The 25636-nt window shown below is 70.6% G+C and carries 31 protein-coding genes; 16 read left to right on the top strand and 15 right to left on the bottom strand.

All coding sequences use genetic code 11. The features are described from left to right. Position 1 precedes the first annotated feature (1 nt). Together HS041_RS27895 and HS041_RS27900 are read left to right on the top strand one after the other, a co-directional pair. Positions 2 to 1006 carry an aminotransferase class III-fold pyridoxal phosphate-dependent enzyme gene (locus HS041_RS27895; protein ID WP_196443811.1) on the top strand — a complete coding sequence of 335 codons (1005 nt, stop codon included), beginning with the start codon at positions 2 to 4 and terminating at the stop codon, positions 1004 to 1006. Continuing rightward, positions 922 to 1314, top strand: coding sequence for a PLP-dependent aminotransferase family protein (locus HS041_RS27900; RefSeq protein ID WP_196443812.1), 393 nt, complete (start codon positions 922 to 924; stop codon positions 1312 to 1314). The genes HS041_RS27895 and HS041_RS27900 overlap by 85 nt, the downstream gene beginning before the upstream one ends. Before the next feature lie 11 nt (positions 1315 to 1325). On the opposite strand, the gene HS041_RS27905 is transcribed toward HS041_RS27900, so the two are convergent. The 3 genes from HS041_RS27905 to HS041_RS27915 form a co-directional block, all read right to left on the bottom strand. Continuing rightward, complete coding sequence (locus HS041_RS27905; RefSeq protein WP_196444353.1) at positions 1326 to 1616, bottom strand: NUDIX domain-containing protein; 291 nt, start codon at positions 1614 to 1616, stop codon at positions 1326 to 1328. A 36-nt stretch (positions 1617 to 1652) separates the two neighbouring features. Beyond that, positions 1653 to 2729 (bottom strand): LLM class flavin-dependent oxidoreductase, encoded by a 1077-nt coding sequence (locus HS041_RS27910; RefSeq protein ID WP_196443813.1) that lies wholly within the window; start codon positions 2727 to 2729, stop codon positions 1653 to 1655. A 106-nt stretch (positions 2730 to 2835) separates the two neighbouring features. Then, a complete protein-coding gene (locus HS041_RS27915; protein ID WP_196443814.1) occupies positions 2836 to 3066 on the bottom strand; it encodes a DUF2277 domain-containing protein in 231 nt (76 codons plus the stop codon). Between the two features lie 92 nt (positions 3067 to 3158). On the opposite strand from HS041_RS27915, the gene HS041_RS27920 reads away from it, so the two are divergent. Further along, positions 3159 to 3413: a hypothetical protein gene (locus tag HS041_RS27920; RefSeq protein WP_196443815.1), complete on the top strand. Its 255-nt coding sequence runs from the start codon at positions 3159 to 3161 to the stop codon at positions 3411 to 3413. Positions 3414 to 3478: 65 nt separating this feature from the next. On the opposite strand, the gene HS041_RS27925 is transcribed toward HS041_RS27920, so the two are convergent. Next, the gene (locus tag HS041_RS27925) at positions 3479 to 4543 is read right to left on the bottom strand and encodes a ketoacyl-ACP synthase III family protein (RefSeq protein ID WP_196443816.1); all 1065 of its coding nucleotides are present in this window, start codon (positions 4541 to 4543) and stop codon (positions 3479 to 3481) included. A gap of 426 nt (positions 4544 to 4969) precedes the next feature. Here HS041_RS27925 and HS041_RS27930 point away from each other — a divergent pair, with 426 nt between their 5' ends. Genes HS041_RS27930 through HS041_RS27955 form a run of 6 tightly spaced genes read left to right on the top strand, consistent with a single transcriptional unit; the run spans position 4970 to position 12082 of the window. Next, the gene (locus tag HS041_RS27930) at positions 4970 to 5902 is read left to right on the top strand and encodes an AfsA-related hotdog domain-containing protein (RefSeq protein ID WP_196443817.1); all 933 of its coding nucleotides are present in this window, start codon (positions 4970 to 4972) and stop codon (positions 5900 to 5902) included. Beyond that, entirely contained in the window at positions 5899 to 6552 is a 654-nt protein-coding gene (locus tag HS041_RS27935) for a methyltransferase family protein (RefSeq protein WP_196443818.1), read from the top strand. Before HS041_RS27930 ends, HS041_RS27935 begins: the two co-directional genes overlap by 4 nt. After that, entirely contained in the window at positions 6552 to 9254 is a 2703-nt protein-coding gene (locus HS041_RS27940; RefSeq protein WP_196443819.1) for a PEP/pyruvate-binding domain-containing protein, read from the top strand. Before HS041_RS27935 ends, HS041_RS27940 begins: the two co-directional genes overlap by 1 nt. A gap of 44 nt (positions 9255 to 9298) precedes the next feature. Continuing rightward, positions 9299 to 10162, top strand: a complete 864-nt coding sequence (locus tag HS041_RS27945; protein WP_196443820.1) for a UbiA prenyltransferase family protein — start codon at positions 9299 to 9301, stop codon at positions 10160 to 10162. Further along, on the top strand, positions 10159 to 11358 hold the full coding sequence (locus HS041_RS27950) for a cytochrome P450 (RefSeq protein ID WP_196443821.1): 1200 nt from the start codon (positions 10159 to 10161) through the stop codon (positions 11356 to 11358). The genes HS041_RS27945 and HS041_RS27950 overlap by 4 nt, the downstream gene beginning before the upstream one ends. Before the next feature lie 22 nt (positions 11359 to 11380). Next, positions 11381 to 12082, top strand: coding sequence for a nitroreductase family protein (locus HS041_RS27955; RefSeq protein ID WP_230879827.1), 702 nt, complete (start codon positions 11381 to 11383; stop codon positions 12080 to 12082). Positions 12083 to 12702: 620 nt separating this feature from the next. Here HS041_RS27955 and HS041_RS27960 read toward each other — a convergent pair. The 6 genes from HS041_RS27960 to HS041_RS27985 form a co-directional block, all read right to left on the bottom strand. Next, the gene (locus HS041_RS27960; RefSeq protein WP_196443822.1) at positions 12703 to 13008 is read right to left on the bottom strand and encodes a hypothetical protein; all 306 of its coding nucleotides are present in this window, start codon (positions 13006 to 13008) and stop codon (positions 12703 to 12705) included. Continuing rightward, a complete protein-coding gene (locus HS041_RS27965; RefSeq protein WP_196443823.1) occupies positions 13002 to 13613 on the bottom strand; it encodes a 3'-5' exonuclease in 612 nt (203 codons plus the stop codon). Before HS041_RS27965 ends, HS041_RS27960 begins: the two co-directional genes overlap by 7 nt. Positions 13614 to 13623: 10 nt before the next feature. After that, positions 13624 to 13785: a hypothetical protein gene (locus HS041_RS40200; protein ID WP_196443824.1), complete on the bottom strand. Its 162-nt coding sequence runs from the start codon at positions 13783 to 13785 to the stop codon at positions 13624 to 13626. A 370-nt stretch (positions 13786 to 14155) separates the two neighbouring features. Further along, the gene (locus HS041_RS27975) at positions 14156 to 15007 is read right to left on the bottom strand and encodes a helix-turn-helix domain-containing protein (protein ID WP_196443825.1); all 852 of its coding nucleotides are present in this window, start codon (positions 15005 to 15007) and stop codon (positions 14156 to 14158) included. 13 nt (positions 15008 to 15020) lie between these two features. After that, on the bottom strand, positions 15021 to 15536 hold the full coding sequence (locus tag HS041_RS27980) for a DUF6879 family protein (protein ID WP_307845498.1): 516 nt from the start codon (positions 15534 to 15536) through the stop codon (positions 15021 to 15023). After that, positions 15517 to 15744, bottom strand: a complete 228-nt coding sequence (locus tag HS041_RS27985) for a hypothetical protein (RefSeq protein ID WP_196443826.1) — start codon at positions 15742 to 15744, stop codon at positions 15517 to 15519. The genes HS041_RS27980 and HS041_RS27985 overlap by 20 nt, the downstream gene beginning before the upstream one ends. 178 nt (positions 15745 to 15922) lie before the next feature. Between HS041_RS27985 and HS041_RS27990 the strand changes: the two genes are divergently transcribed. From HS041_RS27990 to HS041_RS28005, 4 genes are all read left to right on the top strand, one after another. Then, the gene (locus tag HS041_RS27990) at positions 15923 to 16729 is read left to right on the top strand and encodes an SAM-dependent methyltransferase (RefSeq protein WP_230879829.1); all 807 of its coding nucleotides are present in this window, start codon (positions 15923 to 15925) and stop codon (positions 16727 to 16729) included. After that, positions 16726 to 17091, top strand: coding sequence for a hypothetical protein (locus HS041_RS27995; protein WP_196443828.1), 366 nt, complete (start codon positions 16726 to 16728; stop codon positions 17089 to 17091). The genes HS041_RS27990 and HS041_RS27995 overlap by 4 nt, the downstream gene beginning before the upstream one ends. Further along, entirely contained in the window at positions 17088 to 17738 is a 651-nt protein-coding gene (locus HS041_RS28000; protein ID WP_196443829.1) for a hypothetical protein, read from the top strand. The genes HS041_RS27995 and HS041_RS28000 overlap by 4 nt, the downstream gene beginning before the upstream one ends. Before the next feature lie 325 nt (positions 17739 to 18063). Next, positions 18064 to 18276, top strand: a complete 213-nt coding sequence (locus HS041_RS28005; protein WP_196443830.1) for a hypothetical protein — start codon at positions 18064 to 18066, stop codon at positions 18274 to 18276. Positions 18277 to 18518: 242 nt separating this feature from the next. Here the strand turns inward: HS041_RS28005 and HS041_RS28010 are convergent, their stop codons facing one another. Continuing rightward, a complete protein-coding gene (locus tag HS041_RS28010; protein WP_196443831.1) occupies positions 18519 to 19100 on the bottom strand; it encodes a dihydrofolate reductase family protein in 582 nt (193 codons plus the stop codon). An 87-nt stretch (positions 19101 to 19187) separates the two neighbouring features. Next, positions 19188 to 20027: a helix-turn-helix domain-containing protein gene (locus tag HS041_RS40205; RefSeq protein WP_196443832.1), complete on the bottom strand. Its 840-nt coding sequence runs from the start codon at positions 20025 to 20027 to the stop codon at positions 19188 to 19190. A 112-nt stretch (positions 20028 to 20139) separates the two neighbouring features. Between HS041_RS40205 and HS041_RS28020 the strand changes: the two genes are divergently transcribed. The 3 genes from HS041_RS28020 to HS041_RS28030 all read left to right on the top strand — a co-directional run bounded on the left by HS041_RS28020 (position 20140) and on the right by HS041_RS28030 (position 23050). Beyond that, entirely contained in the window at positions 20140 to 20565 is a 426-nt protein-coding gene (locus HS041_RS28020) for a MazG C-terminal domain-containing protein (RefSeq protein WP_196443833.1), read from the top strand. Positions 20566 to 20608: 43 nt separating this feature from the next. After that, complete coding sequence (locus HS041_RS28025; protein ID WP_196443834.1) at positions 20609 to 20827, top strand: hypothetical protein; 219 nt, start codon at positions 20609 to 20611, stop codon at positions 20825 to 20827. A 243-nt stretch (positions 20828 to 21070) separates the two neighbouring features. Next, complete coding sequence (locus HS041_RS28030; protein WP_196443835.1) at positions 21071 to 23050, top strand: Calx-beta domain-containing protein; 1980 nt, start codon at positions 21071 to 21073, stop codon at positions 23048 to 23050. A 226-nt stretch (positions 23051 to 23276) separates the two neighbouring features. Here the strand turns inward: HS041_RS28030 and HS041_RS28035 are convergent, their stop codons facing one another. From HS041_RS28035 to HS041_RS28045, 3 genes are read right to left on the bottom strand one after another with little or no spacing between them, the layout of a single operon-like run. Beyond that, positions 23277 to 23999 carry a DUF4328 domain-containing protein gene (locus HS041_RS28035; protein ID WP_196443836.1) on the bottom strand — a complete coding sequence of 241 codons (723 nt, stop codon included), beginning with the start codon at positions 23997 to 23999 and terminating at the stop codon, positions 23277 to 23279. Positions 24000 to 24030: 31 nt separating this feature from the next. Continuing rightward, positions 24031 to 24804, bottom strand: a complete 774-nt coding sequence (locus HS041_RS28040) for a class F sortase (RefSeq protein WP_230879830.1) — start codon at positions 24802 to 24804, stop codon at positions 24031 to 24033. After that, entirely contained in the window at positions 24794 to 25612 is an 819-nt protein-coding gene (locus tag HS041_RS28045; RefSeq protein ID WP_196443837.1) for a hypothetical protein, read from the bottom strand. Before HS041_RS28045 ends, HS041_RS28040 begins: the two co-directional genes overlap by 11 nt. Positions 25613 to 25636: the final 24 nt, after the last annotated feature.

Consider the following 25636-nt stretch of genomic DNA (forward strand, 5'->3'; position numbering starts at 1 on the left):
CGTGGTTGATTCCCACCCGCGCGGCCGGCAGCTGGCGGCCCGCCTGCGCGACCTGGTGCCCGGCGGCGCCCACGCCTACAGCAAAGCCCCCTCCCAGTGGCCGGCGACGGCGCCGCCGCTGCTGGAACGCGGATCCGGCGCCTGGGTGTGGGATGTCGACGGCCACCGCTACATCGACTGGTTCGCCGGGCTGACGTGCGTCCCGCTCGGTCACGCCCACCCGGCCGTCACCGCGGCCGTGGCCGCCGCCCTGCGATCCGGTAGCGCCTTCCAGTTGCCGGCGGCCGCCGAGCTCGCCGCCGCCGAGACGTTCCTGGCCACCGTCGCGGTCGGCGACGACATGGTGAAGTTCGCCAAGAACGGCTCCGACGTCGTCGATGCGGCCCTCAAGCTCGCCCGCTACGCCACCGGCCGGACGCTGGTCGCCAAATGCGCCGAGCATCCGTTCTTCTCCACCGGCGACTGGTTCATCGGCACCACCGCCGCCCGCGGCGGCACGCTGCCCGAGGTCGCCGCCCGCACCCTCGACTTCCCCTACAACGACACTCCCGCGCTGCAGACGCTGTTCACCGAGCACGGTGACGACCTGGCTGCCGTCATCTTGGAACCGGTCCGCTTCACCCGCCCCGACACCGCCTGGTTCACGGCGCTGCGCGAGCGGTGTTCCCGCCACGGCACCGCCTTGATCTTCGATGAGACGGTGACCGGCCTGAAGTACCACCTGCACGGCGCCCGCACCCTCACCGGCGTCCACCCCGACTTGACCTGCTGGGGTAAAGGCATCGCCAACGGCCTGCCCGTCTCCGCGCTCACCGGCCGCCGCGAGCTGATGGAACTGGGCGATCCGGCCCGGTGTCCGCGCACGCCGCCGCTGCTGCTGCTGTCGACCACGCACGGGGGGAAGCCGCCGGCCTGGCCGCGATGGTCGCCACCGTCACCGAGATCGCCGCCACCGGTGCGATCGAGGCCGCCCACGCCACCGGCGCTGCCTTGCGCACCGGCATAGACGACCTCGTGCGCCAGGCCGGGCTGGCCGAGCAGATCCGGCTGGTCGGATACGACTGCTTCCTCGGGATCGAAACCCGCGACACTACGGCCGTGTCCGCCGCGGAGCTCAAGACGCTGCTGCTGCAAGAACTCATCGCCGCCGGAGCGCTCGTGCGCGGCATCTTCTACCCGACCGCCGCCCACGGGCAAGAGCACGTGGAGGCGACGTTGACGGTGGCGGAGATGGCGGCGAAAGTGTGCGGGCGGGCGCTGGAGGCCGGCTCCGGCGGGCTGTTGCGCGGACCGGCCGCACGCCGCCTGCTGTGAGGCCCGGCAGACTAGGGCTGGACGGTGTCGTACTCGGCGCCGGGACCGTCGAGGAGTCCGGCCAGGCCGGATCGGTACCACGGCATGACCGTGCCGGCTTCCTCCAGCGTCATCCACCGGGTCTCGGTCACGTCGTCGTCGACGCCGCTGACGGCTGCCTCACCGGAGATGACGTGGGCGCGGAACACCACGAACAGGTCGTGGACCTGATCGGTGATCTGCTCGGTGACGCTCACGACCGGCCCGGTCTCCACGACCAGTCCGGTCTCCTCTTTGGTTTCGCGTACGGCGGTCGCGCTCAGAGCCTGACGCTGTCGGGGATCTTGGTTGAGCGCGGATCAGTCGGTTGAGCGCCAGGAGCGAGGGCGCGGGATGTGTTGCCAGTCGAGGAAGCCTTGGAGGGCAGTCGGGGGGCGGAGTTGAGGTGCGATGGCGGGCGGGAGCTGCGCGCAGATGCGTTCGATGTTGATGGCGATCGCGGTGAGGACGTGTTGGACGTGGGTTTTGTCCTGGCTGCGGTAGCGGCTTCGGCGCATGCCATGTCCTTGGACGAACTCGTTGATGGTGCTCTCGATGCCAGCGCGTCGGGTGTAGCGGGTCCACCAGTCCCGGGTCTGCTGTTCGGCTCGTGCTCGGGTCTGGAGCTTGTGGAGTTCCCGCGGGTAGAACGTCAGCTGGCGGGCGTCGGTTCGGGTGCACTGGGCCTTGACCGGGCAGGCGCCGCAGTCGTTCTGGAGGAACTTCACCCTGGTCAAGGGCGCGATCGAGGGGGGAGTCGCCCATTGGGAACTCTCTTTGCCCTGCGGGCAAATGACCTTCTCTCGGTCCCAGTCGATGGTGAAGGCGTCGGGCGGGAACACGTTCCCCTTGCGTGATTGGCGGGTGCGCTTGGCCCGTATCGGGCCAAGAAGCTCGATCTGGTGCAGGCGGGCCACGTTGTCGCGGATGGCGACGGAGGTGTAGCCGCCGTCGACCAGGTGCTCGGCGGGCAGAAGGGCCCGCTCGGCGAGGCGGGCCTGGACGATCGGGAGCGCCCGGATGTCGTGGCCGAACCAGGGGTAGACCGGGCCGGTGTTGCCGCGGCCCAGCATCAGGTCGATGCGGCCGTCGGCCAGGTGCTGCAGCATCGCGTAGTCCTCGGCGATCTTCACCGGATCGTTGGTGGTGATCAGCGTGGTCGCGGTGGACAGGATCAGGCGCTCGGTCCGTGCGGCGATGTAGCCCAGCATGGTGGTCGGGGACGACGGCACGAAGGGCGGGTTGTGGTGCTCACCGGTCGCGAAGACGTCGAGACCGACCTCCTCGGCCTTGAGCGCGATGGCGACCATCGCCTTGATCCGCTCGTGCTCGGTCGGCGTCCTTCCCGTGGTGGGGTTCATGGTGACGTCGCCCACGGGGAAGATTCCGAACTGCATCGTGCTCACCGTCCCGCTGCCGTTTAAAATTCAACTATTTAAGCATCGCGGCAGACGATCCTATTTCCGGCCGGACCCCGGTGACCGGGCGGAGCGGTGCCGGGCCTCAGGCCGGGGGCCGCTCCTGGGCGGTGCGGCCGATCTGCAACTCGTCGAGGAGGTCCTGGGTCGCGGCGGCGACGGCCTCCACGGCCCGCTCGAAGGCGGCGGCGTTGCGCGCGGACGGGGCGCGGAAGCCGGAGATCTTGCGGACGTACTGCAGCGCGGCGGCCCGCACGTCCTGCTCGGTCACGTCACTGGAGTAGGGCTCGCGAAGGGTTTTGATGCTTCGGCACATGTCGAGACCGTACGACATCGGCTCCCTGGCCGGGGGGCGCCCCTGCCGTCATAATCCTGGGAACGGATTCCTGCGCACGGCGGGAGGTGTTCATGGACTCCTCGGACGGCCGGGTCCTGGTCCTCATCGTGGTCGCGACGGTGGTGTTCTTCATCGGACGGCGCTATCAGCGGACGGTGGACGCCTGGGGAGGCCGGGGCAAGGCGATCAAGACCGCGGCGGACGCGAAGGACAGGATCCCCGCCGCCAAGGCGGCGGCGTGGGCGGCGATCCGCGGCATGGTCGGGGCCGGGCTGGTGGCGTTGATCCTGTTCGCCATCGTCGCCAACGCGATCCGGTACGGCTGAGCCCCCGCCGCACCGCGGCATGGGCGCCGGGCCGTGAGGACCGGGTGGCGCAGCGGCGCAGTGGCTCAGCCGGCCGGGGCCCACCCGGCGGGCTCGACGATTTCCACGACCACGCAGGACAGGGCGATGCCGACGCCGTTGCCGAGCAGCAGCACGTGGTCCCCCGGCCCGACGGCTCCGGTCTCGACGAGATGGGTGAGTCCCGCGATCTGGTCGTTCACCCCGAGGTGACCGACGCCGCGCCCGAACTCCAGCACGCCCCGGGCGGGGTCGATGCCCAGGGGTTCCAGCACGCTCCTGACGTAGGCCTCGCCGCCGGAGAAGACGTGCGTGGCGCGGGCCACGTCCCGCGGGCCGATCCCGGCCTCGGCGAGAGCGCGCCGCGCCACCTCGACGCGCGCCAGCGTCAGCCGTTCCCTGGCCCGGTCGAACTCCGCGGGACGGCGGGCGGCGAACTCGGCGATCCGCGCCCCGATCGCCATGGGGCGGCCCACCGTGCATCCGGGCGGGAACAGCGGCATGTCCCCCCGGTACATCTCCTCCATGTCCGGGAGCGAGGCGGAGGCGACCGCCCGCAGCCGGGCGAACCCGCCGCGTCGCGACAGCACGACGGCCGTGCCGGCGTCACCGAAGATCGTGCCGCGGTTGGTGACCGCCCCCTCGGCGTAGCGCCAGCGGTCGACGAGCGGCGCGCCGAAGTTGTCCGCCCCGGTGATGAGGGCGGCGGTACGGTCCCCGCCGCCCGCGGTCAGGTAGCACGCGGCCAGCTCCATCGCGCCGAGCATCCCGTTGCAGGTCTGACGGATCTCGAAGGCGGGGACGTGGCCGCCGATGGTGTGGCGCTGCACGTAGTGGTGCGGCGACCAGCCGTCGGGACCCTGGTGGTAGAAGGTCGCGTGAAGGAGCAGGCCGACCTCGGAGGCGTCGTGGCCCGAGCGGGCCAGCGCCTGGTTGCCGGCGCGCACGGCCATGTCCGGTGCCGGCGTCCGGCCGGCCACCGCGGCGCCGGACCATCCGGCGCGCATGTGCTCCTCACGGTCGTACATGCCGAGCTCCACGGCCCTCGCCGCACTGAACGACTCGGGGATGTATGCGCCGAGCCCGGCGATGTGGATGCCGTCCACCTTCATTTTTCGACCTCGCTTACCGAGCGGTGTCCGGTGATCCGTACCGGTTTCGGGCGACGCGTGGAAATGCACCGCCCCTCCTGTGCGACGCGGCCCGAATCCTGGACCCGCGGACGCCGGACGCACATCTTCTGGAATGCGGTACCGGCGGCGCCGGTGGACACCGGGTCCGTGAGCAGCTCCGGGTCCGTTAACGCCGGGCCGTATCCGCGATTGACAGAGGACTGAAAACGCCGGCTTTTTCCTGTCCGGATCGCCTTCCGCATAGAGCCTGATCAGAGGGGACGCCGTCCGCTGGCGAATATTCCGACAGTCGTTTCGGGATCGATCCATAACACCGAAATATGGAGGAGAGCAATACGGGAGATGCTCGGTGATCATGCCGGTAACAGGATTCATGAATCTTTCCCGAAACGGGGGTTGGAACCTGTGACACTTCTGACCGCATCCGAGGCCCACCACGGAGTCCTGCCGCAGGAGCGGCCGGCCGACGGTCTGCTCCGGGACCTCGATCTGGTGACCGGAACCTGGTCCGCGACGCTCGCCGTGGACTCCGGCGATCCCTACTTCTTCGACCATCCTCTCGATCACCTGCCCGGTATGGCCCTCGTCTGCGGTCTGCTGGACCTGTTGCGCGCCACCGGCACCGGGCACCCCGAGCGGCCGGGGCACCGCATGCTCATGTCGCTGGATCTGTCGACGTTCTGCGAGCAGGAGGTGCCGGTCCACCTCGAAGCGATCCGGCTCCCTCCCGACGACACCGGCGGACTGCCCGGCGGGCTCTCCGGCACGACGCGGGTGGTCATGAGCGCCCGCCAGCGCGGCCAGGTCGTCTGCGAGGGAGAGGCCGCCTTCCGCCCGGCGGCGCCCTTCGAGGCGCCCGGCGTCCCCGCCGCGGCCCGCCACCCCGAACCGGCCCGCCCGGAACTGGTCCACCGGCACCGTCCGGAGAACGTCCTGATCGGCGGCATGGTGCCGTACGGCACGACGCGGATCGCGGAGATACGCCGGCCGCCGGACGGCCACCCGCTCGCCCCGGCGCCGGGCGCGCCGCCCCGCGCGGAGCTGATCATCGACGCGGCCCGGCAGTTCGGCACCATGATCTGCCACGTCGAGCACGCCGTGCCGCAGGACGCCCGGTTGATCCTGCTGGCCATCGAGGCCGACCTGCCGTGCGAGCTCCCCCGGGACCTGCGGCTCGGGTGGACGCGGACCGCCCCGCGACGTGGACGCTCCCGCATGCACATCGAAGTCGTCGCCGGCGACCCCGGCACCGAGCCGTGCGGCTCCGTCACGCTCGACTACTACGCCGCCTCGCCGGCGATCTACCGCAGGCTGCGCCACGCGGGAAGGACGGCATGAGCGCCGCGAGGTCCGCGGGCCTGGTGACCCTGTTGACCCGGGTGCTGTTCGTCGCCGCCGTCACCGCGATGGCGGTGCGCGCCGCCGGGTACCTGACCCACGCCGCCGAGGGCGCGAACCTCGTCTCCGGACTCCTCGTCACCGGCTACCTGGCCTGGGTGAGCATCGAGATCCCGGTCACCTTCCGTAAACCGTCGCAGCCCGTCGCCGAGAGCCGCACCCTTGCCGCGTACGCCTCCTCGCGGATGCTGCTGGTGCTCGCGGCCGTGGTGCCGCCGGCTCCCTGGAACGAGGTCTCCTATCTGATGGCGCCGGCGATCGCCCTGTTCCTGGCGGGCATCGTGCTGCGCACGGTCGCGATCAGGGCGCTGGGCGCGCTCTACACCCATCACGTCCTGCGCCGCGAGGAGCACCCGCTGGTCACCACCGGCCCGTACCGGTTCCTGCGGCACCCGGCCTACGCCGGCATGCTCCTGGCCAACACCGGCTTCGTCCTCTACTTCCACCAGGCGTACGGCGTCGCGGCGCTGCTGGTGCTGGCCGGAGTCCTGGTCTGGCGGATCCGCACCGAGGAGCGGGTGCTGTGGTCGGTTCCCGGATACCCGCAGTTCGCCGCCGGGCGCGCGCGCCTGCTCATGGGGGTGTGGTGATGACCGCGCTGATCCGGGCCGGTGACGCCCGGCTCACCGACGCGACCGTGACCGGGCACAAGTTCGCCCGTCAGGAGCTGCTGCGCCGGGCCGGTTTCCAGGTGCCCGAGTTCTTCTGTGTTCCGGTCACCGTGTTCGACGCCGTGGCCCGCGACCTGCTGCCCCCCGCGCCGGACCCCGGGCGCGAGGCCGAGCTGACGGCCTGGGCGGCGGACGCGGCGGCCCGGCTGTCGTCCGCCGTGCCACCGGGCCGGCTGGAGGCCGAGCTGCGCGAGGAGGCCGCGGCCCTCGCCGGGGACCACGGCCTGCTCGCGGTACGGGCCTGCGTGGTGGCCGACGCCGAGGGAGTCGGCGAGGACGGCGTCAGCGACGCGTTCGCCGGGATGACCGAGTCCTACCTGTACGTGCGTCCCGAGGACGTACCAGGGCGGGTCGTGCAGTGCTGGGCCTCGGGATTTACCCCGGAGTCGATCCTGTACCGGGTACGCAGGGGACTGTCGGTCGGCTCGGTCCGGGTGGCGGTCGGAGTCCAGGTGATGGTCCCCGGGACGCGGTCGTTCGTGGCGTTCAGCCGCGACCCCCGCACGGGCGAGGCCGCCTGTGTGATCGCGGCGGCGCACGGCATCGGTGAGGGCGTCGTCCAGGAACGCGCCGACGTCGACCACTTCTTCGTGGACACGGCCTCCGGCCGGATCCGGTCCGAGGTTGTCGTCAAACGGGTGATGATGACCCGGGGTGACGGGGACGAGGGGCCGGTGCCGCGTCCGGTGCCCGCCGAGCAGGCCGGGCAGCCCGTGCTCACCGACGGTGAGGTGCGCCGGGTGAGTGATCTCGCGGCGGAGGTCGAGGACTTCTTCGGGCTGCCGCAGGACATGGAGGGCACGATCACGCCCGACGGCGCCATCCACCTGGTGCAGGCCCGCCCCGTGGTGTTCGCCGGCGGTCCGGAGGAACCGGCGGTGCGCTGGAGCAACCACAACATCACCGAGAGCTTCCCGGGCCTTTCCGGCGCGTTGACGTACTCGCAGGCACGCGTCTTCTACCGGTCGATCTTCCGCGACCTCTACCGGCGGATGGGAGTGCCCGACCGCCGGCTCCGGGCGCTGGAGCACCACCTCAACCGCATGGTGGGGCTGGTCGACGGCCGCATCTACTACCGGTTGGACGCCTGGCTCGCTCTGCACGGGCAGATCCCCGGCTTCCCGCTGGTCCGCCGGTGGTGGGAGCGCTCGATGGGGATCGACGGCGACCATCGCCCCTCCCGGCCGGAGGTGCTCCGCGCGCTGCCCTCCGTGCCGCGTCTCCTCGCACGGCTGCTGCGACAGCCCCGGGAGACCGGGGACTTCCTGCGCTGGTGGGACCGCCTGGTCGACCAGAGCGCGGGGATGGACGAGTGGACGCCCGATCGCCTCATCGCCTTCTACCGGCGGCTGTGGGCCGAGGTGGGCCGGCGATGGGGCGTCACCCTCGTCAACAGCTTCTTCCTCCTGGTGTGGACCACGCTGACCTCGGCGGCGCTGCGCCGCTGGGTCACCGACGACGAGCAGCGGCTGCTCGGCGGCCTGCTGACGGGCGGGCGGGAGAACCGGTCGCTGCTCGGGGTGCGGTCCGCAATCGCGCTCGCGGAGCTGGTCGGCGGGCACCCTGAACTGGCCGGACGGATCCGGCGCTGTGGCGGGGAGGGCGACTCCGCCGACGAGATCTGGGTCGACGTCGTCGCGGGCCGCTACGGAGCGGAGATCGCCCGGGCCGCCGCCACCCACCTGCGCCGGTACGGCGATCGGGCCCTGCACGACCTGAAGCTGGAGGAGCCCTCGCCCCGCCAGCGGCCCGGCATGATCATCGAAATGGTCAAACCCATGGTCCACGGCGGCCTGACCGTGGCGGGCAGCCGCGCCAAGGAGCTCGCCGCCCGTGCCGAGGCGGAGCGGGAACTGCGCGGGCGTTGCCGCGGCACCGTCCGCCTCCTGACGATCCGCGCCCTCGTCGCTGGGCTGCGCCGGGCGGTCAAGACCCGCGAGGACACCCGGTACTGCCGCAGCCAGCTGTTCGGGTTGACCCGTCAGGTGATGTGGCGCCTCGGGGACCTGCTCGCCGAGGCGGGCAGGCTCGACCGCGGCCGGGATGTCGTGGACCTCACCGTCGAGGAGGTGCTCGGCGCCTACGACGGCACGCTGGTGGACGCCGACCTGCGCTCCCTCGTCCGCGCCCGCCGCGAGGAGCGGCGCGCGGCGCAGGGACGTCCGGACCCCGGCGTCGAGCTGGCCATGCCGCTCAACCGCCCCATGCCGCTCAACCGCCCCATGCCGGGCGGCCCGGCCGGTGCGCCTCCCGACCCGCCCGCTCCGGAGCCCGCCACGGTGGCCGGCGACCTGCGGGGACTGCCGTCCAGCAACGGCGTGGTGCGCGGCGAGGCTCGCGTCGTCCTCGACCCATCCATATCCCCCGAATCATGCCGTGACCGGATTATCGTGGCGAAGGAGACCGACCCCGGATGGTTGTTCCTCATGATGGCGGCGCGCGGAATGGTGGTGGAACGGGGCACGCTACTGTCCCACACCGCGATCACCGGACGACTGCTCGGCATCCCGACCGTCGTCTCCGTGCCCCGGGCGACCACGCTGATCAAGGACGGGGCCCTCGTCGAGGTCGACGGGGCCGAGGGGAGGGTGCGCGTCCTGAGCGCCGCGGAGACCTCCTGACGACCCGTCTGCTCCGCTACGTCGCCGGCAGCTACCCGCCCAAGGTGTACCTCCCCTACGCGCTGGCGTGGGCGATCGGCGCGCCGGCCGCCTGCGCGCTGGTCGACCCCCGGATCTCCGGATGGCTGCCGGACGCGGGGACCGCGGTGAGCGCCGTGACCCTCGTCGTCGTCCTGCTGATGATGCGGGCCCTGGACGACATCCGGGACCTGGACTACGACCGGGAGCACAACCCGGACCGGCCGCTCGCCAGAGGCGTCGTCCGCGTCCGCGACCTGACCGTCATGGTCGCCGCCGGGACCGTGCTCGTGCTCGCGCTCAACGCGTGGCGCTGGCCGGTCATGTGCGTGCTGGCGGGTCAGCTCGCGTACGCGTACCTGGTGCTGTGGGCCGACCGCCGGCTCGGGTGGCCGCGCGGCGACGCGCTCGTGGCGGGCTTCCTGGTGAACCTCCCCGTCCAGCTCATGATCAACGCCTTCCTGTACGCCGGGCTGCTGCACTCGGCCGGGCTCGCCCCGGTCTGGCCGGGCGCGATCGGGATCGCCGTGGCCGCCCTGGCGTTCCTGCACGTGGAGTTCGCCCGCAAGACGACCCGGCGGCCCCGCCCGGGCGAGCGCACCTACGTCACCCTGTTCGGCACGGCGGGAACCGCCGCACTGGCCCTGGCCTGCGCGCTGGCCTCGGTCGCGGTCCTGATCGCCTCGACCACCGCCGGAGGCGGCGAGCGCACCGGGACCTGGGCGGTGTGGCTGGCGGCGGCACCGCTGGCCTTCGCGGGGCTCGGCGCGCTGCGGTTCCGGCGCGAGGACCTCGCCCGCTGGCCCTACGGGCAGGCGGCGCTGTTCATGCTCGTCAGCTTCGCCGGCTATCAGATCATCAACCTCGTGGAGAGGGCGACGGCGCCATGACCGACCTCCAGCTCTTCCCCTTTCCCGCCGGGACCAGGGGTGAGCCGCCGGCCGAATACGCCCGGATCCGGCAGGAACCCGGCCTGCCCCGGGTACGGCTCAGCAACGGCCGCCAGGCGCTGGTCGTCACGCGGTACCACGACGTCAGGCTCGTGCTGTCGGACAGCAGGTTCAGCCGCTCGGCGTTCACCAGCACCCCGCTGTTCGCGCGCACGACGGAGTCGCTCGCGTTGAACACGGCCGACGCGCCCGAGCACGGCCGCCGGCGGGGAGCCGTCGCACACGCCTTCACCGCCCGCCAGGTGCGGCGGATGCGGCCGATGGTCGAACGGGTGATCGAGGAGCAGATCGCCGAGGTCGCGGCCGGCCCGCGCCCGGCCGATCTGGTCGACCGGTTCACCGTGCCGTTCACGCTGCGGGTCATGTGCCGGATCCTCGGCGTGCCGGAGGATGACATCGGGCGGTTCAAGCCGTGGGTGGATCCCATGATGTCCGTGGGCCGTTTCCCCGCCGACACCGTGGCCCGGTGCCACCGGGAGATGAACGACTACTTCACCGCGCTCGTGGAGGATGTGCGGGCGGCGCTCGACGCGGGCCGTACGGTGCCCGGCCTCATCGCCGAGATGCTCACCCCGCGCAAGGAGGAGCGCCGGCTCAGCCGGGCCGAGGTGATCACGATGTCCGCCGGGATCCTCATCGCCGGATACGAGACCACCAGCAACGAACTGGCGGCGGCGGTGTACGAGATGTTGCGCCGCCCCGAGCTGGTGCGGCGCGTGCGCGACCGTCCGGAGGAGAGCGGGCCGGTGGTCGAGGAGATACTGCGATACCTGTGCGCGAACGGCAGCGGCGGTGTGCCGCACGTGGCGACCGCCGACGTCACGCTCCCCGGCGGGGTCGTGGTACCGGCCGGGGAGGTGGTGGTCCCGATCCCGGACGCCGCCAACCACGATCCCGGCGTCTTCGAGGACCCCCGGTGCCTGCGGGGCGATCGGGCGGAGAACCCGCACCTGACCTTCGGATTCGGGGCGCACTACTGCCTGGGGGCGGAGCTGGCCCGGCTGGAGATGCGCCTGGGCCTGACGGCCGTGTTCGGCGCCTTCCCGACACTGCGCCTGGCCGTGCCCGAGGAGGAGCTCCGCTGGCGGACCGACATGTTCATCCGCGGGCTGTGGGAACTGCCGGTCACCTGGTGACCGGGGAGGAGGGAGGTTCCGCATGAACGGCGCGAACGCCCCGCACGGCCCGGCGGAGAACGGGCTGACGCCCGACGGGCTGCTGACGACCACCCGCTCGGTGCGCAGGCGGCTCGACCTGAACCGGCCGGTGCCCGTGGCGCTGGTCGAGGAATGCCTGCGGATCGCCCAGCAGGCGCCCTGCGGCTCGGGCCGCAACACCGGGCACTGGATCGTCGTCACCGACCCTGCGATCAGGGCGGCGATCGGCGAGTCGTACCGGGCGGCGTTCGACCGCTACGCGCCCCCGGCCTCCCCGGAGCCGTCCGGGGAGACGGCGGGCCCCGGGCCGGGCCGTGCCGGTGGACAGGACGCCTGGGCGGCGAGCCGGCGGCGCTCGCTCGACAGCGCCGGCCATCTCGCCCGGCACCTCGGCGAGGTCCCCGTCCTGGTCATGGCCTGCCTGGATTCCGGCGGCCCGTTGCCCGGCGGCAGCCAGGCCGGGCTGTGGGGGTCCCTGATGCCCTCGGTGTGGAGCTACATGCTCGCCGCCCGGGCGCGCGGACTCGGGACCGCGTGGACCACCGCCCACCTGGCGTACGAACGGGAGATCGCCGAGTTGCTGGGGATCCCGCCCGGGGTCCACCAGGGGGCGCTCATACCGACGGCGTACCACCTCGGCGACACCTTCCGTCCGGCGGCCCGGCCCCCACTGCGGGAGGTGCTGCACCACGACCGCTGGTGACGGCCGCGGCGCACCGGACAGCAGTTCCAGAGATGCCTCGCACCACCCGGGGCGTGAAGAATTTTGGCCGTAACTCTTCGTCGGCGCCCGCGATCGTGCGCCTGGAAGGAGTCGAAGTGCCCGACGCTGTCGGGGATCTTGAAGAGCTGGTGATCATCTGGTTGAACGTCAGCCCTTCAAGATCCCCGACAGCGTCGGGCTCTCAGGGTCTCGCCTTCCTCGCGGCGACCTCCGGGCAGGCTCCACGAGTCACGATTACGCACCGCCAGTACGCGCCGGGTGGGTCTCATCCAGAACCAGCGCGTAGGCCACGTCGATCCGTTGAAGAGGCATGTTCGCCAGCCGCTCACTCATAGAGCCCAGTGTCCCAAATTGGACGGGAAGACGCAGTTGGTTGCCGGTCATGCCGGGTTCCCCGCCGGGAGTCGAACGATGGCCGCCGCTGCTTGCCGTCAGGTTCGCCCGTTCATTTCGGGGTGACCGAGGCGCCGCCGCGCCCGGATCCCGGCTGGACCGGCTCCCGGTGTGCTCAGCGGCCACTTTCGCGACGCCGCCGGATTCTGGGACGCGGTCGGGGCCGCGGTGTCGGGCGGTTATGCCCAGCGCCGCCCCTGCCCTGGTCAGGACGGTCGCCATGATGAGCGCCTGGCGGCTGGCGTGGAGGTCAGCCAGGGCCGTGAGCCGGTCCAGGGTGCGGGGGTCGGGCTGCTCGCCGCGGCTCCGCTGGTGATGATCCATTCGGTGGAGGCAGGGGTGTGCCGGGTCATCTTCGCAAACCCGAGTGCGGCCGCCCGGGTGGCCAGGCCGCTGACGCGGGCCACGGTCAGGCCGCCTGCGCGCAGCTCCATCTCGATGCGGCGGGCCAGGGTGGTGGTGGCGGTGCCGTGCGTTCCGGCGATGCCGAGGTGAACGGGGGTGGTCACCATAACGTCTTCTGTTCCTCATGGTCGGGGACGGTCGCTGTTGCGGGCAGGCCCGGGGGGACGGCCACCGCGGTCAGCGCGTCCCAGGTCGGGTAGCGGCCGGCGAGGGTGAGCAGGAGCCGCGCGGTGGCGTGGGCGTCGAAAGCGGCGCGGTGCCGCTGGCCGGGGATGTCGTCGGTGGTGATGCCGGTGTAGGTCAGCAGGGCGTCCAGGCCGTGGCCGGGCGCTTGCGGCAGGGCGGCGCGGGCCAGGCGCAGCGTGTCGATGACGCCGGCGGGTTCCCAGCCCGGCAGGTGCCGCTCCAGCACCCGGTAGTCGACGTGGGCGTTGTGGGCCGCGATCCATACACCGTGGAGGGCGTCCCGGGCGGCTGGGGCGACGTCAGCCCAGGCCGGGGCGTCGGCCACGTCCTGGTCGGTGAGGCGGTGGACGCGAGTGGCGAAGCGGGAGATGGGGCGCGGCGGCTGGATCAGGGTGCACAGTGCCGGCTGCGGCACCGGCCGCCCGCCGTCGATCCGGATCGCGGCGACTTCCACCAGGTCCGGCGGTTGGGCGCCGTTGCCCTCGACGTCGACGACGAGCAGGGGCGGCCAGGTGCCGAAGTCCACGGGGTGCCTCCTATGCGGTCGCTGCGGGCCAGCCGATGTCAGCGCGGCCGTGCCGACGGTAGTGGTGGGGGTGCTCGCGGGCGTGGACCTGGTAGCCGTGGGTGTGCTGCAGGAAGTAGCGCGGCGGCTCGTCCAGTCCTTCCACCATGATGGCGCGTTCGGTGACCTCCACGCTGCCGGTCGCGTCGAATGCCCCGTGAGCGGCACCCGGCAGCTTATGAAACGCTCCATAGGCAGTCCGTCACTCCTCGTCAAACGCGAGTGTGGATCGGTCCGCACAGCAGCAGGACCTTCCGCCGCCCACCCGCGCCCCTGCCGGCACCCGGTACGGCTCGCGCGGCCTCCCGCCGGCGACGACCGGCCCCTGGCCCTTGGTGGTCACGATGAGGCCTTTCACTGCGCAGGATCCGAAGGGCCTGCCCGACGGGGTGGATCTGCTGCAACAAGCCCTAAATGCCCTGAGCGCACATGCGGGACCCGCTGCCCACGGCAGCGGTGACAGGGCCGGAGCCTGGGCTGGTGGGGCTCGAGCCCCGGCCCTTCTACACGTCGAGGCCGGCGATCGCCTTCGTGATCAACATACGGGCCGTCTTGCCGTACACCGCGAGCTCGGCCAGCTCGGCGAACGCCTGCGCGTACATGGTGATCTCGTGCGGCTGGGTGATGGTCAGATGCCCGGACACCAGCTCGACGGTCACCTCGGCTTCGTCGAACATCCAGAAGCCTTCCACCGGCCAGATGCTGGAGCGGTCGGCGTCCAGGGGGATGATGCCCAGCGACACTGACGGCAGTGTGCTCGCCGTCAGCAGGTGCCCGAGCTGTCCGGCCATGGTCTCTGTCCCGCCGATCGGGTGATGCAGGACGTTCTCCTCCAGCAGGATCGCAAACTGGTGATCACCTTCATGGATGACGTTTTGCTTGTCCACGCGGACCTGTACGGCCTGCTCGACGTCGTCCGGGATGGAGCGGCGCCGGGTGAGGGAGGTCAGCACCGCGGTGATGTAGGCGCGAGTCTGCAACGGTCCCGGGATCATCCGAGGCGAGTAGATGCGGAAGTGGCGGGTGCGTTCCCACAACGGCAGTACCGTCTCCTGGGCGCGGCGCAGACCGGTGCGTTCCATCTGCCGCCACTCCACGAACATGCCTTCCACCGCGCGCAGCGAGGCGACCAGATCAGCGACCTGGTCGCCTGCGCCGCAGTGCTCGCACCAGGCGCGGATGTCGGCGGCGGTGGGGGTTTGCTTGCCGTACTCGATTTTGCTGATCTTCGAGGAGTGCCAGCCGGTCCGCCGGCCGAGGTCACGGCCAGACAGTTCGGCCTCGACGCGGATGTCCCGTAGGCGCTGCCCGAGTGCCTGGAGCGCCTGATGCGCGCTGGAGGAAGAGGATCGCACAGCGGCTGCGGGCTCAGAGCGGCTGGTAGTGGTCGTGAGAGATGGCACGCTCCCACACGGCCTCGAACGCGGCCACGTGGAACTTCACGACCTGCGGATCCATGACCGTTTCAGCGCTGACCTTGTCGCCTTCGCCGCTGAAGTGGTGGACCAGCAGCACCTCCTCGTCGAACAACCAGAAGTCGTTACCGGGCAGCGCCAGGCCGGTCGTCCGGCGGCGGGGCAGCCACCGCACCTGCTCCCCGGCCCGCAGGTTGGGGACGGTGATGTCGTACTCGTAGCGGATGTAGGCGCTGATCGGCTCGGACACGATGCGGGCCCGGCGGACCTGGACGCCGCGGGCGGTCGCGTCCGTGATGTTCTGCAGCCAGGGCCGCCACCAGGAGGTGCGGTCGTCCAAGTTGATGCGGTGGCCGGCCTGCCAGGCGTGATAGTCGGGATCGTTGAGCGTGTAGCCGTCACGCATCTCCAGGTGGAGCGCGGAGCGCGTGCAGACGGCCAGGTGCTGCTCAAGCGTCCGCTCGACCACCGGTCACCTCCGGGAAGAACTGCATCATGCGCTGGGGGTAGCGGATCCGGATCTCCCCGTCCGGGACGGGGCCGAGCTCGGCGGTCGTGGCCGGGCTGGTGTCGATGTAGCCCTGCAAGACGTAGTCGCCGGTCTCGGTGTCTCGCCACACCGTCGCCGAGTCGCCGTTGGGGCTGGAGGGGTCTTTGTCGAGGAACTCAAGGGCCATGACGGGCTCCTTCGCGCATCGGGGGTTGTTGCTTGAGTGTGCTCCGATGCCTCCGCCAGCTCAAGGAGTTTGCTTGATTTTGCTCGGCCAGCGGGAGAAAGGCCGCTGAGGAGAGGCCCGTCGCAAATGGCAGCAAACTCATTGAGGCTCTGGCCAGCGCGTTTCTACGGTCCGGGGTATGCGCTCCCCTGCCACCCCTGCGGGCACCACCTTCTCTTCTCGAACCCCGAGCGTGGCCCGCATTTACGATCACTTCCTCGGCGGCAAGGACAACTTCGCCTCTGACCGGGACGCCGCCGGCCGTCTCACCAAGGTGGTGCCGACGATCACTGGTACCGCCCGCGCGAACCGGGCGTTCGTCCAGCGTGCCGTACGGCATGCCGCCGTGGCGGGCATCACCCAGTTCCTGGACCTCGGCTGCGGCATGCCCCGGCGGCGCAACGTCCATGAGATCGCCGCCATGACGATCCCGGATGCTCGGACCGTCTACGTCGACAACGACCCCGCCGTCCTCATGCATGCCCGCGCGATCTTGGCCGCCGATGGCACCGCCGCGGCCGTGCCCGGCGACATCCGTACCCCCGACGCCCTCTTCAAAGACCCGGTGCTGCTCGACTGGCTGGATGTGTCTCGGCCGGTCGTCGTGCTCCTGGCCGCCGTCCTGCACCACGTCGACGATCCAGCCGGGGTCGTCACCGCGGTCCGGGAGCGGCTCGCGCCGGGCAGTTGGATCGTCATCTCCCACGCCTGCCGGGACGCCGTCTCCCCGGCCGCTCTGGACGTCGTCAAGACGGTTTACGCCGAGACCGGTACGCCGATTACTCCTCGCCCCTTCAGTGAGATCTTGGCTCTGTTCGACGGCCTGGGCGTCGTCGACCCGGGCGTGGTCGAGGTGTCGCAGTGGCGGCCCGGCGACGGCGGCGCTCATCACGGCACCGCCCAGGCCGTGGGCGGTGCCGGGATCTGCCCGGGAGGGCAGTCATGAGCGGGCGCGACCCGGTGTCGGTCGCGCCGACGTACTCGCGGGCCCCCGGCGGTGACCAGGAGCCCGCGGCAGGGGGCGGGCCGGCCATCAGGGGTGGCATTCCGGGCCGGCCCGCACCTACCCCGACCGGAGACGGTCCGCCGGGCCTGGTGCTGTCGGAGGAGCAGGCTGACGGGCTCGCCGCCTGCATCGGCCGCTCTTATTCGTCCTGGAGGATCTGGCGAGCCCATGGCGTCTGGTATGCGACCGGGCCCTGCCCCGGGTGCGGGTGCACCCAGACCCTGCACGCCCGCACCGCCGGCGAGCTGTGCGAGCAGCTGGCCACCGCCGAACAGGCAGCGTCCGGTCGGCAGGCGTCGTGACCAGCTCCCACATCCCCGTCCCGTACGTGCTGGCCTACTCCGGTGAGGCCGTCCGCCAGCGGCTGACATTCGCCCCCGATCCGTCCTGCGGCGAGCTGCGGCTGTCGCACCAGGACCCGCGGCCGCGCTCGGACTGGCACCGCGGGGTCCTGCTCGCCCGGGTGCGCACCAACCGGCGCGGCCAGATCATGTGGCGGCACCTCAACCGGCGCCGGCAGTGGGAATGCATGACCAAGGACCTGTGCCAGGTGTGCAAGGGCCCGGCCGCTGATTCGCGCACCGGGCGCCTGTGGTGGGTGATCACCGAGACAGGGTTCCGCGCGAGCAGCGACTCCGGCGGCCTGACCAACGCGCCCCCGACCTGCCGCCCCTGCATCCCCACCTCCCTGCAATGGTGCCCCCAACTACAGAAGTCCGCCGCGGTCTACACCGTCGCCGCCGCCGAGTCCGCCGGCGTGCTCGCCGACATCTACCGGCCCGGGCCGGGCGGCGTACCGGTGTTCACCGGCGAGCACAACGCCTTCGTCGGATGGGAGGAGTTCAGCGTCCTGCCGTTCGCGCTGGCCACGCAGATGGTCGTCCGCTTGCACGACATGGTGTTGGTCGAGCACGGCGCGGACGTCTGCCCCGCGCTCGTCCCTTCATGAGCCCGGCGCGGCAGCGCGAAGAGCAGCCCTACCCGTGTGGCTCCCGTGTCGTCGCGCCGTTCCACCCCCCCTCGCGGACAGCGCCGCGGATCCGCCTGACACGCTGCCCGCGAGGGACACGACGGCGACCACACGGCCCCTGGGCAGGGTGCCGTGGAACTCCGGTCGCTCGCAGTGCCCCCTCGAATTCGCCCCGCGGCGGGTGCACCGCCCCTTGAACCGGGAGCCGTTGACCATCCCCCCTGACAGGCGGATTGTCACCGCTAAGTGATCCCTCCCACCGCCGCCCCTCCCAGCAGAAAGGAGAACGCCGCCCCTCCAGCACGTGACACACCAGCACCAGGAACCGAAGGAGCGCAATGCAATCCATTGGAACCACCACAGGTCCAACGGCGCGCACCTGCGCGTGCGCCACCGCCACTCCTGGTGGCTGCGCTGCCCCTGCGGACTGTACGAAGTCGTCGAGAGCGCCCGCGCCGCCAAAGCCCGCAAGGCCGAGCACGACACCCCCTCGGCCCGGATCTCAGGCCGCTGGTGAAGTCGGCCTGATTACGTCGGTGTGAGTTGTGACAGCGATCGTTTTCAGCGGAAAGCGATGCCGATGAGAAGCAGCAGCGCTCTTGGTCTTGCGGTGGGACGATGAGTGTGCTCCGCAGGTGAGGTGCTGGGGCGGATCGGCGTCGGCTGCCCGACCAGGGACAACGATGCGCCAACGCAGCCGGAGGCCCGATCATGTGTCACCGTTCGCAGTGGTCTTCTTCGCCTACCCGCTCAGATCGGTCAACGGCGCACCCGATAGCGCAGGTGAAGCACCCGGTTGCCCTGAATCACCACGTCAGGATCCTCCAACAGGTGCTGCGCGTTGACGGACCCGAAGTAGCGCTTGCCGGACCCGAAGACCACGGGTACGACGTCCATGCGCACCTCGTCGACCAGACCCGCGGCAAGCACCTGGCCACCGACGTCGCCGGCGGCGACCTCGACCAAGCGGTCACCCGCAAGCTCCTGCGCCTTGGCCACGGCTGCCTCGACGCCGTCGACGAAGTGAAACGGCGCCTCGGGGTCCCAGCCCTCGGGCATCGGCCGGTGCGACACGACGACCACGTGGTCGATGCCGCCCGGCGGCTTCCCGCCCCAGCCGTCCGTCAGGTCGAAGACGTGGCGGCCGACGATCGTGACTCCGATCTGGTCCCAGTACGGCCGGGTGTAGTCGTAGGACGCCTGCGACACCTTCAGCTCGCCACTCCCGTCCAACGGGACCTCACCGCTGGACAACCAGTCGAACAGCGGTCCGGGCTGGTCATTGTCGTCCGCGACGAAGCCGTCCACCGACACCGAGCTGTACATGACCACCTTGCCCACGGGGCTCTCCTCTGCTTCGGGGTGCCCCCAATTCGCTTTGGGGCGCCCTCAAATTAGCGTGTCGTGAGCTGTCTCTCTTGTAAGAAATCAATCGGCCGGCAGCGGCCAGCCGTCCAGCGCGTGGCCGGGATGTTCGCGCAGGAACCGCCGCCGGACTTCGACGTACCGGGTCGGCGTGAGCCCGGTGAACGCCCGGAACTCGTGGCCGAAGTGGGCCTGGTCGAAGTAGCCTGCGCCACCGGCGAGGTCGCCCCAGTCGATCGGTCCGGCGGGGTTGATCGCGAACACGGTGGCGGCGAAGCGGTAGGTGCGGGCCAGCCGCTTCGGCGTGACGCCGATGAGCTCCTTGAACCGCTGTGCCAGATGAGTGCTGCTGACACCGGCTGCCACGCTCAGGTCGCCGATCGCCACCGCCCCCCTGGTCGCCGCGATGACGCTGCTCGTATGGCGGACCAGCCCCAGGCCGGCGGTCTCGCACAGCCGCCGCATCAGCTCCTGCTCGAGCAGCGTCAGCATCTCGTGCGGTCCGTCCGCCGTGGCCAGCCGGTCTCGCAGCTCGGCAATGGCGGGCCGGCCCCAAACCTGCTCCACCGTCACCGGCCGGTCACACAGCTCGGCCGCGGGCATCGGCAGGAACGGCGCCAGCCCCCACGGCTTGAAGTGCACGCCGACGGACCGGGTCCCCGGCGGATAGCCGAACTCGAAGGCGCGGGTGGGCATGGTGACCACGCAGCCGTCGGCGTACCCGGCCGTCTCGATGTCGGTGCCGGCGCGGATGCGGAACGGCGCCCCGAGGTTGACGATGAGCAACGCCGCCGGCATCGGCGGCAGCGTCAGCCGGTCGTACGGCGGTGCACCCTCCAGGTAGTAAAGGTCGTCGATCAGCCCGTCCAGCGGCGGTCGCGGCACTCTGGACACGTACTCCACGCCCGCAGTATCGCCGACGCCCCGCCGGCATCGCGCGCCGGGATCCGTCCAGCCGCGCTGCCGCCAGCATCGAGCCGGCGCCGATCCCGGACCAGCGCTCGGCCGCGGACATTTGCGCGGGAGATACGCGTGTCGCACATCGACGCTACCGCTTCTACGACGTCTTCCACCTGGCCCACGCCGCCGTCCTGGGCTGTCCCCCGTCACCCGTTTCGTACTGGGCTGCAAGCGCAAAAGCGACCCCAAGACCGACGAGGCCGAGGACGGCGGCCGCGCGATCGCGATCGAAGAAGGCATCTCCGCGCTTGTGTTCTCCTACGCCGCCCGCCACGGCTACTTCGCCAACGTGCGCCACATCGACCACGAGCTCCTCAAGACCATCGCCGCCATGGCCTCCCACCTGGAGGTAAGCGTCCTGCGGGCCACTGACTGGGAGCAGGCGATCATGACGGGATACGTCGCCTGGCGACAGCTTCGCGCGAACAGCGGAGGCACCCTCCACATCGACCTGGACCAACAGATGCTGACCATCGAGTAACGCGTCCGATACCGCGCCGGGTACTGGACGCCAGGCCGGACGGGTGGCCGGGCTGGAAGTCCTCGAGGTCCTGCTGGAATTGGCAATGATGGGGATCGCCGAGCCGACCACGTGCATCTGCACTGCCCCAATCGCCCTGGACTGGTACGCGATGTTGATCTTTCCGAGGTGCTGGCGCATCTACATCTTGCGGCGAGAAGGTATGGGAGTTCATCTGTTTTCTTCCAAGGAAGTACAAGGATCGGCAAAAAACAACAAATAGGATAAAAGGGCACACAAAGGGTGCATAGGGTTGCTTTGCTCTGTTCGCCGAGTGAGGACCCTTCTCATGACCACCTCTTCACCCACGCCAGAACCGCAGCGCGCTCCGGCTGTTCTACGCGCGGTATCTGCACCGACGATGAGGGGCCGCAGCAATGTGGCCGGGCCGGCCGCCGGCCCTCACCCTGCGACTGGTGAAACCTCTGCACTCGTGAGCCCTTCGCGAAAGGGGACACGGCTGCTGGTGCTGCTCAGCGCCCTCACCGTGACGTTCACGGCCCTGGTGACCGTTCATGCGCCTCCGGCGCACGCCACGACGGGCTGTACCGTCACCGCGTGGGGCACACAATCGGGCGCCTCAGCTATGGTGCCGTCCAGGCTGACCGATGTCGTGCAGGTGGCCGCCGGAGTCGGACACGGTCTGGCACTCAAGTCCGACGGCACCGTCGTGGCCTGGGGAGACACTGACGACGTACCTGCGCTGCCGTCCGGGCTGACCGATGTCGTGCAGGTGGCCGCCGGAGTCGGACACGGTCTGGCACTCAAGTCCGACGGCACCGTGGTGGCCTGGGGATCCAACGCACAGGATCAGACGGCGGTGCCCAGCGATCTGACCGATGTCGTGCGGGTGGCCGCTGGCAGTTATCACAGTCTGGCGCTCAAGTCCGATGGCACCGTGGTGGCCTGGGGATTCAACGCCTCCGGTCAGGCGACGGTACCCAGCGGCTTGACCGATGTGGTGCAGGTCGCTGCCGGGCACGCCCACAGCCTGGCGCTCAAGTCCGATGGCACCGTGGTGGCCTGGGGATCCAACGCACAGGATCAGACGGCGGTGCCCAGCGGCTTGACCGATGTCGTGCAGGTCGCCGGTGGCAGCAATCACAGTCTGGCGGTCACGTCCGACGGCACCGTGGTGGCCTGGGGATACCCCAATGATTCGATCGATGTGCCCAGCGGTCTGACCGATGTGGTGCAGGTCGCCGCCGGGACCCTGCACAGTCTGGCACTCAAGTCCGACGGCACCGTCGTCGCCTGGGGACACCACTCCTATGGCCAGACGGCGGTACCCAGCGGCCTCACCGGCGTAATCCAGATTGACAGTCAGTCCACCCACAGCGTGGCGTTGAGCTGCCGTTCAGAGGTCGAGTTCCAGCACCCAGCCATGACGGTCGCCGAAGAGACTGCAACGATCCAGCTACCGGTCACCCGCACCGGTACTGCGGCGGCGACCACCGTGGACTACGCCGTCACCGGCGGCAGCGCCGTCGCCGGATCCGACTTCACCTTCACCCCCGGTACGCTGAGGTTCGCGCCCGGTGAGAGCACCAAGACCATCGCGCTGGCCATCCGCAACGATGCCACCCCCGAAGCCGCCGAGACGATCCGCATCACGCTGTCATCGCCCAGTTCAGGATCTGATCTGGGATCGGCGGCGTCGATGACGGTGACCATCACCGCCAGCGACCACCCCGTCGGATTCGCTCGCACGACCTTGACCGTCGCGGAGAACGCCAGCACCCTCCGTCTGCCGGTGATCCGCACCGGTGCTGCGGCGGCGACCACCGTGGACTACGCCGTCACCGGCGGCAGCGCCGTCGCCGGATCCGACTTCACCTTCACCCCCGGTACGCTGAGGTTCGCGCCCGGTGAGAGCACCAAGACCATCGCGCTGGCCATCCGCAACGATGCCACCCCCGAAGCCGCCGAGACGATCCGCATCACGCTGTCATCGCCCAGTTCAGGATCTGATCTGGGATCGGCGGCGTCGATGACGGTGACCATCACCGCCAGCGACCAGCAGCCCGACGCCCTGATCAGCAGCGGTGGCGGCTACGTGGGCAACAACATCTACAACACCACTGCGGCGGCGCAGAGCAAGACGACCGCGGTGCGCTGGAGCTGGAAGGGTGCCACCCGCAGCTTCTCCGTGCGCATCTACAACGACGGCAACGCCCCTGCCGTCATCGCCCTCAAGGGCAGCCGCGCCTCGAGCGGATCTGCGATCGGCTACTACGCTGGCAGCACCAACGTCACCGCCGCGCTGCAGTCGGCATCGGGCTGGCGCGTCAGCGTGGCGCCCCGCTCCTACCGGTTGATCCGCATCCAGCTCCACGTCGCTCCTGGCGTCAGGGCCGGGACCCGCTCCGCCGCTGTCTCGGGCACCTGGGTCGGCGACGGCAGCCGCGTCGACCTGGTCAAGGCAGCGGTCACAGTCACCCGCTGAGCCCGAAGGTGGGGTAGAGCAAGTGGCTGGCTGTCGCGGTGATCACCGCGACAGCCAGCCACTTACGCCGTGGTGAAGGCTTACCGCGCCCCCCCTGCGCGCTAGACATTGAGAATGCGCCCGTTCGCCTGTCGGCCCGGCAGACAGGGTGCGTCCGGTCGGACGCTGCCGCCGGGCGGCCGAGGGTTGCTGCCGCCCGGCAACCGTCCGATCTACCGATCAGCTCCTAGCCCGCCGGTGGGGAAGCAAAGACAGAGCGCTCTTGGAACGCGGTGATCTTCCAGACCACCGTGGCAGCCAGGGCGGCGCAGATCGCGCTCGGCGCGGCGAAGAAAACCTCGATCTTGGCGGTCAGGAGATAGGACGGCAGATCCTCACCGTCAGCCAGACTGTAGGCGAAGGCGGACGCGACCATGCTGACCAGCCATGACAGCCACCATGCCAGCACCAGCGGCGAACGACGGACGGTGTCCAAGGTCAGATGGCCGAGCGTGGTGAAGCCCGCTGAGCCCAGCTTGGAGGTGATCCAGATGTCGTCGACGATCTGCCGGGGGTACCACAGGTGCACGATCGGAAAGCCCCAGCCGAAGACGATCCAGGCGGCGTGCCTGCGATGTGGGAGCACCATCAGGGCCTGGGCGTTGGCGCGGGCCCGAAACAGCCAGATCATGAACACGACAGCGGTCGTGAAGAAGGTTGCGGTCATCGGGATGGCGGAAGCCAGGTAGAGAAAGTCGTTGCAGTCAACCGCGACCATGTCGACTGTGTCTGGGGCCTCGATGAGAGCGGAGAGCAAGAAGACGCGGTCGACGGTGATGACGAGCGCGGCCAGATCGACCAGCGTGGTGACGCCCAGCAGGACCACGACTGTGATGGCCAGGCCACGGATCGGCCGGACCGGCGTGAGCAGGGTGGGAGCGGGCGGGGCGGCGAGGTGGGAGGGATGCATGATGTCCTTCAGGTGGTGCGGAGGGTGCGGGTCAGCGGGCGGCGGCGTAGACGATCACGTTGTCGGTGTAGCTGCGGGCGCGGGTGTCGAAGTCCCCGCCGCAGGTGATCAGCCGCAGGCCGGCGTGGTCGAGGGCGCCGTAGACGCGGCCGGTGGGGAAGTTGCGCTTGGGTGCTTTTTCGATGCCCTCCACGATGAAGGTGACGGTGCTGCCGTCGCGGCGGGTGATCTCGATGGCATCGCCGGGCAGGAGCTGGCGCAGCCGGGCGAAGACTGCGGGCCCGGTGGTGGTGTCGACGTGGCCGAGGATCACTGCGGGGCCGGCCTCGCCCGGGGTGGGGCCGTGCTTGTACCAGCCGGTCGTATTCGGGTGATCGATGGGCGGGGTGCCCACGGTCCCGTCGTCTTCCAGGCCGACCGTGCCGATCGGAGCCGACACGCCGATCGCGGGGATGCGGATACGGACCGGCGTCGAGCGCGGCAGCGCGGCGGCGGGGGAAACCGGATCCGTCTCGAGCGCTGTGGCAGGGTCGGGAACCGGCTGCAGCATCAGGGGACGCGCGGCGCCGCTCTGCGGTGCGGCGGCAGTGCCGCGGTCAGAGGCGTCCAGGATTCTGCTGGTCATCGCCAGCGGGGTGGCGATCGCGGCCAGCACACCGGTGATGACCAGGACCCAGGTGAACGCGCTCCAGGGGCGCGGCGCAGGGCGAGGTGGGGGCACCGGGGCCGGTGGGGGCGCCGACTGGACCCACAAGATGCCCTGGCGGTCGAACCAGGCGTAATACGGCCCCTGCTCAGTAGCCATGGATGCGCTTGCGGCGGATCTCCAGGCCGAGCCCGATGACCAGCAGCAGGCCGGCTCCGGCGGCGGCATACGGCCAGATGTTGGCCTCGGACAGGCCGCCGCCGCCGGTGGAGGCGCCGCCCTTGGGTGTCACCTCGGTCTGTACCAGCGACTCACTGGTGGTGCTGCGCGTCGGCGTGGCCGTGACCGTCACGGTCGGTGTGGGCTTCGGAGTCGGGGTGGGGGGCGGGGTGGGACTTGCGCTGGGGGTGGCGGTCGGGGTGCTGCCAGCGGTGGTGACGGTGATGGTGGCCAGCGCCGGAGCCGCGGCGTCGACCGTGCACAGGGTCTGCTGCTGGGTGCCGTTGTGGGTGATGGTCACTGTCAGGTTCCCGGGGGTCAGGGTGAGGCTGCCGGTCCGGTCGGGGGTCACGGTTCCCTTCATCGGCGGCAGCTGCAGGGCCTGGCCGGCGGTCAGCGCTGAGGTGGTGGCGGCGGAGCTGGTGGTGATGGTGCCGCTCTGGGATCCGGAGACGGTGAGGACGGCACGCTGGGCGATCGATCCGGCGGGCCGGTCGTCTACGGCCAGCAGGCCGGTGGTGAGGTTCCACTCGATCGCCACCGGCTTGCCCGCCATCGCCGTGGTCGGAATGTTGGCCGTGGCCTGCATCGCGGCGGCGGCTCCGGTGCCCAGCGGCGCCTGGCAGGTGTAGCTGACGGTGGCCTGCACCGTGACAGGAGACGGTTCAGCGGCTGCCGGGGCGATCCCCGTCAGGGAGCACAACGTGCCGAGGAGAGCGAACGCGAGCAGGCGGGCGGGCGTATTCACAGACATTCCTTCGCAACGGGGATC

The sequence above is a fragment of the Planomonospora sp. ID67723 genome (assembly GCF_015711605.1).
Classification (GTDB): Bacteria; Actinomycetota; Actinomycetes; order Streptosporangiales; family Streptosporangiaceae; genus Planomonospora_A.

Coding starts and splice junctions, on each gene's coding strand:
- HS041_RS27960 (WP_196443822.1), bottom strand. CDS start 13,008: ATGGTGACCACCCCCGTTCACCTCGGCATCGCCGGAACGCACGGCACC.
- HS041_RS27920 (WP_196443815.1), top strand. CDS start 3,159: ATGGACTCCTCGGACGGCCGGGTCCTGGTCCTCATCGTGGTCGCGACG.
- HS041_RS27935 (WP_196443818.1), top strand. CDS start 5,899: ATGAGCGCCGCGAGGTCCGCGGGCCTGGTGACCCTGTTGACCCGGGTG.
- HS041_RS27940 (WP_196443819.1), top strand. CDS start 6,552: ATGACCGCGCTGATCCGGGCCGGTGACGCCCGGCTCACCGACGCGACC.
- HS041_RS27985 (WP_196443826.1), bottom strand. CDS start 15,744: ATGGCCCTTGAGTTCCTCGACAAAGACCCCTCCAGCCCCAACGGCGAC.
- HS041_RS27915 (WP_196443814.1), bottom strand. CDS start 3,066: ATGTGCCGAAGCATCAAAACCCTTCGCGAGCCCTACTCCAGTGACGTG.
- HS041_RS27995 (WP_196443828.1), top strand. CDS start 16,726: ATGAGCGGGCGCGACCCGGTGTCGGTCGCGCCGACGTACTCGCGGGCC.
- HS041_RS27900 (WP_196443812.1), top strand. CDS start 922: ATGGTCGCCACCGTCACCGAGATCGCCGCCACCGGTGCGATCGAGGCC.
- HS041_RS28035 (WP_196443836.1), bottom strand. CDS start 23,999: ATGCATCCCTCCCACCTCGCCGCCCCGCCCGCTCCCACCCTGCTCACG.
- HS041_RS27990 (WP_230879829.1), top strand. CDS start 15,923: ATGCGCTCCCCTGCCACCCCTGCGGGCACCACCTTCTCTTCTCGAACC.
- HS041_RS27955 (WP_230879827.1), top strand. CDS start 11,381: ATGAACGGCGCGAACGCCCCGCACGGCCCGGCGGAGAACGGGCTGACG.
- HS041_RS27950 (WP_196443821.1), top strand. CDS start 10,159: ATGACCGACCTCCAGCTCTTCCCCTTTCCCGCCGGGACCAGGGGTGAG.
- HS041_RS27925 (WP_196443816.1), bottom strand. CDS start 4,543: ATGAAGGTGGACGGCATCCACATCGCCGGGCTCGGCGCATACATCCCC.
- HS041_RS27910 (WP_196443813.1), bottom strand. CDS start 2,729: ATGCAGTTCGGAATCTTCCCCGTGGGCGACGTCACCATGAACCCCACC.
- HS041_RS28040 (WP_230879830.1), bottom strand. CDS start 24,804: ATGGCTACTGAGCAGGGGCCGTATTACGCCTGGTTCGACCGCCAGGGC.